At 69.5% G+C, this 12,125-nt stretch carries 12 protein-coding genes; 4 read left to right on the top strand and 8 right to left on the bottom strand.

The window, feature by feature from the left end; genetic code table 11:
- Positions 1–5: 5 nt before the first annotated feature.
- Positions 6–470 carry a peroxiredoxin gene (locus L324_RS39220; RefSeq protein WP_037321077.1) on the top strand — a complete coding sequence of 155 codons (465 nt, stop codon included), beginning with the start codon at positions 6–8 and terminating at the stop codon, positions 468–470.
- Between the two features lie 18 nt (positions 471–488).
- Here the strand turns inward: L324_RS39220 and L324_RS39215 are convergent, their stop codons facing one another.
- From L324_RS39215 to L324_RS39200, 4 genes are all read right to left on the bottom strand, one after another.
- The gene (locus L324_RS39215) at positions 489–1,019 is read right to left on the bottom strand and encodes a GNAT family N-acetyltransferase (protein WP_037321075.1); all 531 of its coding nucleotides are present in this window, start codon (positions 1,017–1,019) and stop codon (positions 489–491) included.
- 198 nt (positions 1,020–1,217) lie between these two features.
- Positions 1,218–2,423 (bottom strand): LCP family protein, encoded by a 1,206-nt coding sequence (locus L324_RS39210; protein ID WP_037321073.1) that lies wholly within the window; start codon positions 2,421–2,423, stop codon positions 1,218–1,220.
- A 94-nt stretch (positions 2,424–2,517) separates the two neighbouring features.
- Positions 2,518–3,780, bottom strand: coding sequence for an SAM-dependent methyltransferase (locus tag L324_RS39205; RefSeq protein ID WP_037321071.1), 1,263 nt, complete (start codon positions 3,778–3,780; stop codon positions 2,518–2,520).
- Positions 3,781–3,800: 20 nt separating this feature from the next.
- Positions 3,801–4,496, bottom strand: a complete 696-nt coding sequence (locus L324_RS39200; RefSeq protein ID WP_037321069.1) for an alpha/beta hydrolase — start codon at positions 4,494–4,496, stop codon at positions 3,801–3,803.
- A gap of 130 nt (positions 4,497–4,626) precedes the next feature.
- On the opposite strand from L324_RS39200, the gene L324_RS39195 reads away from it, so the two are divergent.
- Both L324_RS39195 and L324_RS39190 read left to right on the top strand, forming a co-directional pair.
- On the top strand, positions 4,627–5,355 hold the full coding sequence (locus L324_RS39195) for a sugar isomerase domain-containing protein (RefSeq protein ID WP_037321068.1): 729 nt from the start codon (positions 4,627–4,629) through the stop codon (positions 5,353–5,355).
- 56 nt (positions 5,356–5,411) lie between these two features.
- A complete protein-coding gene (locus L324_RS39190) occupies positions 5,412–5,822 on the top strand; it encodes a YkvA family protein (protein ID WP_037321066.1) in 411 nt (136 codons plus the stop codon).
- Between the two features lie 66 nt (positions 5,823–5,888).
- On the opposite strand, the gene L324_RS39185 is transcribed toward L324_RS39190, so the two are convergent.
- Entirely contained in the window at positions 5,889–7,754 is a 1,866-nt protein-coding gene (locus tag L324_RS39185; RefSeq protein ID WP_037321064.1) for an ABC transporter ATP-binding protein, read from the bottom strand.
- A 148-nt stretch (positions 7,755–7,902) separates the two neighbouring features.
- Between L324_RS39185 and L324_RS39180 the strand changes: the two genes are divergently transcribed.
- Complete coding sequence (locus L324_RS39180; protein ID WP_037321062.1) at positions 7,903–9,204, top strand: glycosyltransferase 87 family protein; 1,302 nt, start codon at positions 7,903–7,905, stop codon at positions 9,202–9,204.
- Here L324_RS39180 and L324_RS39175 read toward each other — a convergent pair whose 3' ends face one another.
- The 3 genes from L324_RS39175 to L324_RS39165 form a co-directional block, all read right to left on the bottom strand.
- On the bottom strand, positions 9,205–9,414 hold the full coding sequence (locus L324_RS39175) for a helix-turn-helix domain-containing protein (RefSeq protein WP_003071237.1): 210 nt from the start codon (positions 9,412–9,414) through the stop codon (positions 9,205–9,207).
- Between the two features lie 178 nt (positions 9,415–9,592).
- The gene (locus tag L324_RS39170; protein WP_037321059.1) at positions 9,593–11,221 is read right to left on the bottom strand and encodes an ABC-F family ATP-binding cassette domain-containing protein; all 1,629 of its coding nucleotides are present in this window, start codon (positions 11,219–11,221) and stop codon (positions 9,593–9,595) included.
- A gap of 142 nt (positions 11,222–11,363) precedes the next feature.
- Positions 11,364–12,035 carry an acVLRF1 family peptidyl-tRNA hydrolase gene (locus L324_RS39165; protein ID WP_037321057.1) on the bottom strand — a complete coding sequence of 224 codons (672 nt, stop codon included), beginning with the start codon at positions 12,033–12,035 and terminating at the stop codon, positions 11,364–11,366.
- Positions 12,036–12,125 lie beyond the last annotated feature (90 nt).

The following is a 12,125-nucleotide window of genomic DNA, read 5'->3' as shown; positions in this document are numbered from 1 at the left end:
CGTCCATGGACCAAGGTGACATCGCCCCGGACTTCACCCTGCCCGACGACAAGGGCGAGGAGCGCACGCTGTCGGACTTCCTCTCGTCCGGCCCGGTCGTGCTGTTCTTCTACCCCGCCGCGATGACCAGTGGCTGTACGGCGGAAAGCTGCCACTTCCGCGATCTCGCCGCGGAATTCGCCGAAGTCGGCGCGCACCGCGTCGGGATCAGCCCGGACGCCGTCGCCAAGCAGCAGGAGTTCTCGGCCAAGCACGGCTTCGACTACCCGCTGCTGTCCGATGTGGACGGTGTGGTGGCCAGGCAGTTCGGCGTCTGGCGGAAGTTCAGTCCGCTGCACGCCAAACGGCACACGTTCGTCATCGACACCGACCGCAAGGTGCTCGAGGTGATCAAGAGCGAACTGAAGTTCACCGTGCACGCGGACAAGGCCCTGGCGGCCTTGCGTGAGCGCAAGACCGCTGAGGGTTAGGCGTCCGTCGCCCTTGTCTCAAGGACGCTTGAGCCGCCAGATCCGGTTGACACCCGTGCAGGCGGGGGCGAGCGGCGGTTCGACGGTCTCGGCGCCGGTCATCGTGAACCCCAGCCGCGCGGGCACGGCGCCGCTCGCGACGTTCTTCTCGTCGTGCCGGATCAGCACCTCCGCCGCGCCGAGGCGGAAGGCCTCGGCGGTCAGCAGCCGGGCGGTCCTCGTCGCGAGTCCCCGGCCGGTGTGGTGGCGAGTCAGCCAGTAGCCGATCTCGACCCCGTCCGGCCGGACGATCATGCCCGTGCCGCCGGCGACCTCACCTCCGGCGAAGATGGCGAAGTCGTAGGTCTTGCCCTCGGCCCAGTTCCGCGCGGTGGTTTCGAGGAACTCGGCGGCCTCCTCGGTGCTGTAGCCGTTCGAGGCCCAGATCAGCCAGGCGCCGATGTGCCCGGCGGAATCCCCCGCGACGGCCGCCAACGTGTCGAGCTGCTCCGGCGCCCAGCGGCGCAGGACGATGACGTCGTCGGCGAGGGTCTCGGCTGGCGCTTCCATCGCTCCATGGTGACGGAGGGCGTCGAGGAACGCCTCCGCTTTTCGCTCGCCGCAGGTGGTGGGTTCCGGGCACGCGATGAAGGGGCCTTTCCTCGCATCGCACGCGGCGAAGGGCGCTTTCCTCGCATCACATGCGGGGAAAGCGCCCTTCAGCCCCGGGCCGGCCTTGGTCCCGCCACTCAGGACCTCACTGGCAGATCACGTGAGGATCGCGCTGTCCGGGATGTCCGTGTCGTTCTTCAGCGCGTCGAACAGCAGCTTCGACTTGGTCTTGTCCCAGTTCTCCGCCGACCCGTTGGTCACCGGCACCGTCGTGGTGACCACACCGCCCGACGAGATCCCGCGCATGGCCAGCGCCAGCCCCACCAGGTTGTGCACGTGGTCGCCGGAATCCATCGTCAGCGCGTCGGGCGCGGTCGACAGCAGCGGGAACAGCGAGAACGGGTTCAGCAGCGTGCCGGGGCTGCCGATCTCGCTGACCAGCGCGCCGATGAACTTCCGCTGGTTGGCGACGCGGTCGAGGTCCGATCGCGGGGTGGCCGCACTGTGCCGCATGCGGACGAACCCGAGTGCCTGCGGGCCCTGGAGGTCCTGGCAGCCCGGCGCGATCTTGATCCCGGTGAGGGTGTCCTCCATCGGCTTCTCGACGCACATGTGGACCCCGCCGACGGCGTCGACGATCTTGGCGAACCCGCCGAAGCCGATCTCGGCGTAGTGGTCGATGCGCAGGCCGGTAGCGCCTTCGACGGTCTGCGCGAGCAGCGCCGGGCCGCCGATCGAGAACGCGGCGTTGATCTTGTTCGTACCGTGGCCGGGGATCTTCACCTGGGAGTCACGCGGCAGGCTCAGCAGCGTCGGCTTGGTGCTGTTGTCCGGGATGTGCGCGACCATGATGGTGTCGGTCCGCCTGCCGCCGCCGGCGGCCTTGCTGTCGCCGGTGACCAGTTTCTCCTGCTCCTCCGGCGTCAGCCCGTCCCGGCTGTCGGAGCCCACGATCAGCCAGTTGGTGCCCTCGGCCGCGGCGGGGCGGCCGGCGTAGTCGGCCAGCGCGTCGACGCGGTTGATGGAGAACTCCAGGTACACCCAGACGCCGGCCAGGAACAGCACGAACACGGTCAGCAACGTGAGCAGCACCCGGCCGAAGCCCCAGCGACGACGACGCGGCGGGCGCGCCTCGCCGGCCGGACGGCCGGGAGGGGGCTGCGGCGGCCCTGGACGGCGCGGTGGCGGGCCACCGGGGCGTTCCCCGCCCCCGTGGCCCATCGGCGCCGTCCGTTCGTCGTACGGGCTGCTCCCCCGGCCCGGCAGCGGCATCATCTGCGCGGGCTGGTGCTGCCGGGGGCGGCCGGACGGCGGCCGTTGTGGCGGCATCCGTCGCCCTCGGTCGTCGCCTCCATACGTCATGCCGAATCACCCGTCCCGATTTCGCGTGTGGGGCCCAGTCAACCGCAGACCCTAGGTGAAGGACGTCCGGCACCCCGCATCGGTTGGGTGGCGTTCACCGCCCGTTGTCGGCGAATCCGAACTGGTGGACCTTCAGATACCCCGAACGGAACCCCGCTTCGGAGTAAGCCAGATAGAACTCCCACATCCGTTTGAACACGTCGTCGAAACCGAGTTCGGTGATTTCGTCCCACCGCTGGGTGAACTTCTCCCGCCACAGTCGCAACGTGTGGGCGTAGTCCTGGCCGAACTCGCGCACCCCCTGCAGTTTCAGGCGGGTGTGCTCCAGCATGCCCTGTTCGACCGAGGTGGTCGACGGGATGAGCCCGCCGGGGAAGATGTACTTGTGCACCCAGGTGTACGAACGGGCCGCGGCGAGCATGCGTTCGTGGTCCATGGTGATGGCCTGGAGCCCGAACCGGCCGCCCGGCTTCAGCCGCTTTCCGATGGTCTCGAAGAACGTGGGCCAGTAGGACTCGCCGACGGCCTCGATCATCTCGACGCTGACCACCGCGTCGTACTCGCCGGTGGAGTCGCGGTAGTCGCAGAGCCGGACGTCGACCCGGTCGGCGAACCCCGCCGCCGCGATCCGTTCGGTCGCCAGCGCGGCCTGTTCCCGGGAAATGGTCAACGACGTGACCCGTGCCCCGCGCGCGGCCGCCCGGATCGAGAGTTCACCCCAGCCGGTGCCGATCTCGAGCACCGTGCTGCCCCCGCGGACCCCGGCGTAGTCGAGGACGCTGTCGATCTTGCGGTGCTGCGCGGTGGTGAGGTCGTCGCCCGGGCCGAACAACGCCGACGAGTACATCATCGACGGGTCAAGGAAGGCGCCGAACAGCTCGTTGGACAGGTCGTAGTGGCGATGGATGTTCGCCCGCGACCCCTCGATGGTGTTCTCCTCCTCCGGGGGATGACCGCGATCGACGAACCGGCGGAACCGTTGCAGCAGCGGAGGGATGAGCGTCGCCATCCGCTCCGCGAACGGGGTCAGCACCTCGGCGAGCGCGTCGCTCGTCCAGTCGCCGACCATGTATGCCTCGCCGAAGCCGATCTTCGCGTCGACGCCGAGGCGGTGGAAGAAGGCGGCGGGACGGTTGAGCCGCATCTCGGGCGCGTCCGGACCGCCCGCACCGAGATGTGAGCCGTCGGGCATGCGCACGCGAACGTTCAGCGGGCGGATCGCCTGCCGGAACAACTGCTCGGCGATCCGCGCCCGTAACGGGGAATGCGGTGGCGTGGCCAGTCCCGGCCACCGGGTTTCGTCAGGGACGGGCAGGCCGGACGGACCTGCCGCCCGGTCGACGCTCGAGGTGGACATAGGTGCTCCCTCCCACCCGGTCAGACCGGGATCCGCAGCCGCTCGGAGCTCGGCCGGTTCCAGGCCGCGCTCACCGTTTCGTCAGTTCCCCCCGCTTCGATCAGCTCGAGGGTGAAAGCCCGTACGAGCCGGTTCCACACTCGAGACCGTCGCAGCATCGCGTGCCCCTCGCCATCGATTTCGAATCGCGCGGACCGCGATGTCACCTTTTCGGCGCGTTCCGCGAAAGCGTGGGAGGCCACCGGATCGGTCATCCGGTCCTTGGTCCCGTGCACGATGACCACGGAACGGCCTTCGACGGCCCCGATCGGTTCACCCGGTGGTGTCCACGGCGCCAGCGCGCAGACCCCCACGACGGCGGGGTCGTCCGCGACGCGCAGCGCGACCCGTCCCCCCATCGAGTGGCCGACGAGGATCACCGGCACCCCGGGATGGTCCGCGCGGATCCGTTCCAGGGCCCAGCGCGCGTCCGCGAGCGCGTCGGTGCCCGTGTCGTTCCAGCCGTAGATCCGGTTGCGCAGGAGCCGGACCTCGACCCCGTGCCCCCGGCCCGCCCGGTGGACGTCCTTCGCCAGCGGCACCATCCGCTGGTACGCCAGCCGCCACGGCGCCACGCGGGCATGACTGTGCTCGGCACCGCCGTGCAGTACCAGCACCACGGCTTCCGCCCGGCCACGCGCTCGCCAAGTCCGCACCGCGGGATCAGCCTCGCTCACCCTGGACCCTCCAGTCTCCGAAACCCGGCCGCAGCGATCGGGTCAACCTCGATCATGACCCGATGTATTCCACTTCGGCCATTGGTCCACGCGATACATTCGTCGCTGACCTCCAGACGGAAGGGCGGATGTGGTGAGCACCACCGAACGTTATGCAGACGTCGCCGAACGGCTCGCGGAAGCCGAACGGGGTAACGCGGAGCAGATCCGGAAAGCGGCCGAGCTGGTACTGGGGGTCATCCGGGCGGACGCGCTGGTGTTCACCGCCGGCGCGGGGCACTCGCTGGCCGCGGTCGCCGAGACCTTCTACCGCGCCGGCGGCCTCGCCTGCGTGTATCCGGTGTACCACCCCGAACTCCTGCCGCTGCACGGCGCGCAGCACAGCACCAGGACCGAACGCCGCTCCGGGCTGGCCGAAGAGGTACTGGCCGAGCGCGCGCCGGGACCCGACGACCTGCTGGTGGTGTTCTCGACCTCGGGCGTCAACCCGTACCCGGTCGAGCTGGCCGCCGGGGCGCGGGCACGCGGGGCGTCGGTCATCGCGGTGAGTTCGGCCGCGTCCGTGGCCGCGGCGCCGAAGCGCTCGGCGACGACGCTGATCGAAGAAGCGAGCATCGTGCTCGACTCCCACGTCCGCCCCGGCGACTCGAGCTACCCGCCGGACGCGCCGCGGACCGCGCCACTGTCCACAGTGATCAACGCGTTCCTGTGGAACCTCGTCCTCGCCGAGGTCGTGGACCTCGGTGCGGCGCAGGGCGTCGAGATCCCGCTGTGGCGCAGCTCCAACGTGGACGGTGGCGACGAGGCCAACGCCGCGCTGCTGGCCAAGTACGGCCCGCGCGTTCCCGCCCTGCGGTAGGAACGCGGCGCCGTCCCTTTCCGGGCACCCGTAGCATCGGCTCCCATGACCGGCTCGTGGGGGTGGACCTGCTGATCGGCGTGGGCGCCGCCCTGCTGCTGACGTGGGTCGTCCTGGTCGTCGTGCTGGCCATCGTCCGGCCCCGCGGCGGCTTGCTGCGGGAGGCGCTTCGGCTGCTGCCGGACGTACTGCGCCTGGTCCGGCGCCTCGCGGCCGACAGGTCCTTGCCGCGCGGGGTGCGGATCCGGCTGGGCCTGCTGCTCGCCTACCTCGCCCTGCCGCTCGACGTGATCCCGGACTTCATCCCGGTGCTGGGCTACGCGGACGACGCGATCATCGTCACCGCGGTCCTGCGCGGGGTGGTGCGCCGCGCCGGCCTGGACGCCGTCCGCGCGCATTGGCCGGGTACCGACGACGGCTTCGCGGTCGTCGTCCGGCTCACCGGCCTGGACCGCCCGGCGCGGTGAGCATCGGCCCGAACGCTCGTGAGTGGTAATGACGGTTAGAACCGTCATTACCACTCACGACCGGGGTCACGCGGCCGCGGGTTCCTCCGAGAACTGAGTCAGGTACAGCGTCGCGTAGCGCCCGTCCAGCGCGAGGAGTTCCTCGTGCGTTCCCCGCTCGACGATCTCCCCGTGTTCGACGACCAGGATCTGGTCCGCCGCCCGCACGGTCGACAGCCGGTGGGCGATGACCAGCGCGGTCCGCCCTTCCAGCGCGTCGGTCAGTGCCTCGCCGACGGCCGCCTCCGACTGCGAGTCCAGATGCGCCGTCGCCTCGTCGAGGACGACGACCCGCGGCTGCGCCAGCAGGAGCCGGGCGATGGTCAGCCGCTGCCGTTCGCCGCCGGAGAGCCGGTAGCCCCGCTCCCCCACCACGGTTTCCAGCCCGTCCGGCAGTTCCCGGATCAGCTCGGCCAGCCGCGCGCGCTCCAGCGCCGACCAGATCTCGTCGTCGGTGACGCCGGGCCGCGCGTATTCGAGGTTGGCCCGGATCGTCTCGTGGAAGAGGTGCCCGTCCTGGGTCACCACCCCGACGGTTTCCCGCAGCGAGGCGAAACTCAGCTCGCGAACGTCCACATCGGACAAGCGGACCGATCCGGCGTCGGCGTCGTAGAGCCGCGGCAACAGCGAGGCGATCGTCGACTTGCCCGCGCCGGAAGAACCGACCAATGCCACCATCTGCCCGGGTTCGGCACGGAAGCTGATGCCGTGCAGCACCTCCTCGCCACCCCGGTGGTCCAAAGTGGACACATCCTCCAGCGACGCCAGCGAGTACCGGTCGGCCGCGGGGTACCCGAACCGCACGTCGGAGAACTCCACCGAAACCGGGCCTTCGGGCAGCGCGCGCGGGGCGGGCTTCTCCTCGATCATCGGCTTGAGGTCGAGCACCTCGAAGACCCGCTCGAACGACACCAGCGCGGTCATCGCGTCCACCCGGACGTTCGCCAGCGCGGTCAGCGGCGAGTACAGCCTGGTCAGCAGCAACGCCAGCGCCACGACGGTGCCCGGCGCGAGCGCCCCGGTCAGCGCGAGGTAGCCGCCGAGGCCGTAGACCAGCGCCTGCGCGAGCGCGGAAACGGTGGTGAGGCTGGTCAGGAACCAGCGCGTCAGCATCGCCGTCCGCACCCCGATGTCACGCACCCGCCCGGCCCGCGCGCCGAAGTCGCCCACTTCCCGGTCCGGATCGCCGAAGAGCTTCACCAGCGTCGCACCGGGAGCGGAGAACCGTTCGGTCATCTGCGTGGTCATCGACGCGTTGAGCTGACCGGCCTCCCGCTGCAGCGTGGCCATCCGCCTGCCGAGCCGCCGCGTCGGCAGGATGAACACCGGCAGCAGCACCAGCGCCAGCAGGGTGACCTGCCAGGACAGCGTCATCATGACCACCAGCGACAGGGCCAGCTGGATCACGTTGGTGACCAAACCGGACAGTGTCGCGGTGAAGGTGCGCTGCGCGCCGATGACGTCGTTGTTGAGCCTGCTCACCAGCGCGCCGGTGCGGGTCCGGGTGAAGAACGCGACCGGCATCCGCTGCACATGCCGGTACACCGCGACCCGCAGGTCGAGGATGATCCCCTCACCGATCCTCGACGACTGCGCCCGTTCCGCCAGCCCGAGTCCGGCGTCGATCAGCGCCAGCGCGGCGATCACCACGGCCAGCCACACCACCAGCGCGGTGTCGTGCCCGCCGACGATCGCGTCGACCACCTTCCCGGCCAGCACCGGCGTGCTCACCGCCAGCACCGCCGACACGACGGTGAGCACCAGGAATATCAGCAGCCTCCGCCAATGCGGCCTGGCGAACCGCGCGACGCGGCGGAGCGTCCCCTTGTGCAGCCCCTTCGGAACGTCGGCCGACTTCATCGCCGAGCTCATCAGCGACCACGTGTTGTCCATGGGATCCTTCTCCTCGCCCCCAGTAAACCTCGACCTTGGTCGAGATTATTTCCGGATATAACCAGCACCAACACCGCAGCACACCGGATACTTCCCGGTTTCCGCGTCCTCTTTCCGGCGGACGTGGCCGCGTCGGTAGCCTGAGCCGGTGACCAAGGACCCGGACCGGCGACGACTGACCATAGACCTGGTCTTCTACACGGGCTGCCTCGTCTTCGCCGTGGTGAACACGGCCGTGGCGGAGTTCTACGGCTACCGCGTGTGGGCGAATTTCGCGGTGGCGGGGTACGGGCTCGCCGTGGTCCACACCACCTGGCTGGCGATCGCCACCCGGCGCGGCGCGCGGCCGTCCGGCGTGCTCGGCTCGCGGTGGATCGGTATCGGCGCCATCGGGTTGTTCGCGATGATCCTTCCGTTGGGAATGCTCGTCATTCGCCGTCTGACCGGAGTGGACTGGCTGATCACGCCGAACTCCTGGGCCGCCCAGCCCGAGGTCTGGGTCATCGAACGGTCGGCGAAACTCCTTCTGGAGAACGGAACCCCGTACGTCGACGTCACCGCGCTCGGCCGCGCGGCGGAAGTAAACGATTACACGCCATACGGTCCGGTGATGACCGTCTTCGGTCTGCCGCGCGCGCTACTGGGCGGCGGACCGGTGGCCGACGCCCTCACCGACGCGCGCTGGATGTTCGCGCTGGCGGCCGTCGCCTGTGTACTGCTGACACTGCGGCTGCTGAAGTGGCCGAAAATCCCGGTGAGCGCCGCACAACTCGCCCTCGCCTGCCCGCTGACCGCGCTGACCTGGGCCGTCGCCGGACCGGATCTGGCCATCGCCGGGCTGCTCGTGCTGTCCTTCGCGCTGGCGGCGAGCGGCCGCCCGCTCGTCTCGGGTCTCGTGCTGGCCTTGGTGATCAGCGCGAAACTCATCGTCGCGCCCGCGGCGGTGGTGCTGGGTGTCCTGCTGCTCACGCGGCGTGGTCCTCGCGCACTGGGCGGATTCGCCGCGGCACTCGTGGTGACGACCCTGGTCCTGCATGTACCGGTCTATCTCGTGGACCCGAAAGCGTTCGTCGAGCACGTCTTCCGGTTCCCACTGGGACTGGGCGTGATCAAGTCACCGGCGGCGAGCCCGCTGCCCGGTCATCTCATCGCCTCGCTCGGCCCCGTCGGAACCGCGTTTTCCTTCGCCCTGCTCGGGATCGCGGCCGTCGCCATCCTGGTCTGGCTGGTGCGCCGGCCCCCCGCGACCGGTTCGGACGCGCTTCTGCGCATGGCCGTCGGGCTCGGCGCGTTGATCCTGCTCACCCCGGCGACGAGGTACGGCTACCTGGTGTATCCGCTGATCCTGCTCGGTGCCAGGCTGGTGTTCGCCGCCGGTGAATCCTCGGAAACAGCGGTCCCGGAGAAGGGAACTGCGCCCCCCGCGCAGCAGTCCGCTACTTCTTCGTGACTACTTCTTCTTGACCCTGGTGGCACCACCACGGCCCCGCAGCTGAACGCCGGACTCCGAGAGGACCCGGTGCACGAAGCCGTACGAGCGGCCCGTGGACTCCGCGAGGGCGCGGATGCTCGAACCCTTCTCGTATTTCTTCTTGAGGTCAGCGGCCAGCTTGTCACGCGTGTTGCCGGTGATCCGCGCGCCTTTCTTGAGATCAGCCACGTCGATCGCCTTCCCGCCGAGAGTGTTCTGGGCCACATAACGGCCCCTGTCGCCGCAATGATCGAACACTGAGCGCCGGAATGCCAGACGACGAGCGCAAAACTGCTGAAACCGCGATCACATTGGGCCATTTCAGTGGCCGGATGGCATCGATCAAGCACCCGAACGGACGCAGACCTCACGCAAGCTGGACAAGTTCCAGATAATCGGCGGACCAATGGTCCTCGGTTCCGTCCGGCAGCAGGATCACGCGTTCCGGCTCCAGCGCCTCGACCGCGCCCGGGTCGTGCGTCACCAGGACGACGGCTCCGGCGAAACTGCGCAAGGCGTCCAGGACCTGGGCACGGCTGGCCGGGTCCAGGTTGTTCGTCGGCTCGTCGAGCAGCAAAACGTTGGCAGCGCTGGACACCAGTCCGGCGAGCGCGAGCCTTGTCTTCTCACCGCCGGAGAGGGTGCCGGCGGGCTGATCGAGCTGCTCCCCGGTGAAGAGGAACGAACCCAGCAGGTTCCGCAACTCCTGCGCACCGGTGTCCGGCGCGAGGTGACGGATATTTTCCCACACGGAAGCATCATGGTCGAGCGTTTCATGCTCCTGTGCGTAATAGCCCAAACGCAATCCGTGACCCGGAATGGTCTCGCCGGTATCCGGAGTTTCCATTCCGCCGAGCAGCCGGAGCAAAGTCGTCTTTCCCGCGCCGTTCAATCCCAGTACGACGACCTTCGAACCGCGATCGATCGCGAGGTCGACGCCGGTGAAGATCTCGAGCGAACCGTAGGACTTCGAAAGCCCCTCCGCGGTGAGCGGCGTCCGGCCGCACGGGGCGGGTTCGGGGAACTTGATCCGGGCGACCTTGTCGGCCTGCCGGGTCTCGTCGAGCGAGGCGAGCATCTGCTCGGCGCGGCGCGCCATGTTCTTGGCGGCCACCGCCTTCGTCGCCTTGGCACCGAGTTTCGCGGCCTGCTGCTGAAGCGCGGACGCCTTCTTCTCGGCGTTCGCGCGCTCGCGGCGGCGGCGCTTCTCGTCGGTGGCGCGCGCGTCGAGATAGCGCTGCCAGCCCATGTTGTACAGGTCCAGCTCGCCGCGGGTCGCGTCGAGGAACCACACCTTGTTGACCACGTCCGCGAGCAGTTCGACGTCGTGGCTGATCACCACGAGACCGCCGTCGTGCTGCTTCAGGAACCCGCGCAGCCAGTTGATGGAGTCGGCGTCGAGGTGGTTGGTGGGCTCGTCGAGCAGCAGGATCGTCTCGGATTTGCCGCCCGCGCCCGCCTCGGCGGCGGCGAACAGGATCCGGGCCAGCTCCACGCGGCGGCGCTGACCACCGGAGAGCGTCTGCAGCGTCTGCGCGAGCACGCGGTCGGCGAGGCCGAGGTTGGAACAGATCCGCGCCGCCTCGCTCTCGGCGGCGTAACCACCGAGGGACGCGAAGCGCTCTTCGAGACGGCTGTAGCGGTTGACCGCCTTGTCGCGTTCCTTCTCGTCCACGAGTTCCGACATCGCGGTCTGCGCCTTTTCCATGTTGCGCAGCAACGTGTCGAGGCCGCGCGCGGAGAGCACGCGATCCTTCGCGGTGACGGACAGGTCGCCTTCGCGCGGATCCTGCGGCAGGTAGCCGAGCTCGCCGCTGCGGCGGACCTCGCCGGCGTACGGCTCGCCCTCCCCCGCCAGCACCTTGAGAGAAGTGGTCTTGCCGGCGCCGTTACGGCCGACCAGGCCGATGCGGTCGCCCTGCTGGATGCGGACGTTGGTGTTGTCGAGCAGAATGCGCGAACCAGCGCGCAGCTGCAGGCCAGAGGCCGTGATCACGGGAACTCCCGGTACAGGGGGTGGATGAGTGGACAGCTTCGACCCGCCGGCCGACGGCCGGCGGGGAGCTCACTCCAAGAGGATGTCCACGCGATCAGTGTACGGGCCGCTGTCGAGCGGTTTTATCCGACCGTGCCCGACGTCACGGCCCGGACAGGGTGATTTCGACCGCGATGGCGCGTTCGGCCGCGTCGTCGAGCACCGTGCGCCGGGGCTCGGCGATGTCGAGGACGCGGGGCTCCGCGCGGGCGAACAACGGGGCCAGCCGCCTGTCCTCGCGCAGTGTTTCCAAGGCCCGGCGGTCACCGCCGAGCACGACAGCGTCCACTTCGGACAGTTGGGGCACGAGCACCTCGAACGCGTCCTCGGCGGCGGAACGGAGTGCGGTGCGCGCCTGTCCTTCCCTGCGCCGGGCGAAGCGTTGTTGCGACCAGCCACCCGCCGCGGACCGGCCTTGCACGAGATGCCGGTCGGTCCTGGACTGGACGACCACTCCCCCGCGCGCGATCCCGACGCTGTGCCCGCCGCGGCGGACCAGCAGGAGCGCGATCCGGCGGGAGATCAGCGCGTGGTCGACGAGCGGGGCGATGGCGAGTCCGTCCACGGTCACGGCTTCTACCGGGAGCGGGCCGAAGGGGACCTTCGCCACGGCGACGACGCCGTTGTCCGCGGTGACCGTGACGGTGTCCGGCGTTATCTCCGTCGAGCGGATGCCGTCGTTGCGCACGGCGAACCGGGCATACCAGCCTTCGAGGCGGTCCGGGGCGACCTCGACCGCCCGGCCTCCGCCCGCCACCTGCCGCTCCCTCGCCATGTGCCCAAGGTACGTGCCGGTGCGGGACCGTCGCGCGGGTCGTGAGTGGCAAGTGCCGTTCTAACGGCACTTGCCACTCACGACCCCCTG

Origin of the sequence: Amycolatopsis orientalis DSM 40040 = KCTC 9412, assembly GCF_000478275.1 — a bacterium.
Lineage (GTDB): Bacteria > Actinomycetota > Actinomycetes > Mycobacteriales > Pseudonocardiaceae > Amycolatopsis > Amycolatopsis orientalis.
The sequence above is the reverse complement of the archived record's forward strand: the minus strand, read 5'-3'. Positions and strand labels throughout refer to the sequence as shown.

Coding starts and splice junctions, on each gene's coding strand:
- L324_RS39220 (WP_037321077.1), top strand. CDS start 6: ATGGACCAAGGTGACATCGCCCCGGACTTCACCCTGCCCGACGACAAG.
- L324_RS39185 (WP_037321064.1), bottom strand. CDS start 7,754: ATGGACAACACGTGGTCGCTGATGAGCTCGGCGATGAAGTCGGCCGAC.
- L324_RS39210 (WP_037321073.1), bottom strand. CDS start 2,423: ATGACGTATGGAGGCGACGACCGAGGGCGACGGATGCCGCCACAACGG.
- L324_RS39215 (WP_037321075.1), bottom strand. CDS start 1,019: ATGGAAGCGCCAGCCGAGACCCTCGCCGACGACGTCATCGTCCTGCGC.
- L324_RS39165 (WP_037321057.1), bottom strand. CDS start 12,035: ATGGCGAGGGAGCGGCAGGTGGCGGGCGGAGGCCGGGCGGTCGAGGTC.
- L324_RS39205 (WP_037321071.1), bottom strand. CDS start 3,780: ATGTCCACCTCGAGCGTCGACCGGGCGGCAGGTCCGTCCGGCCTGCCC.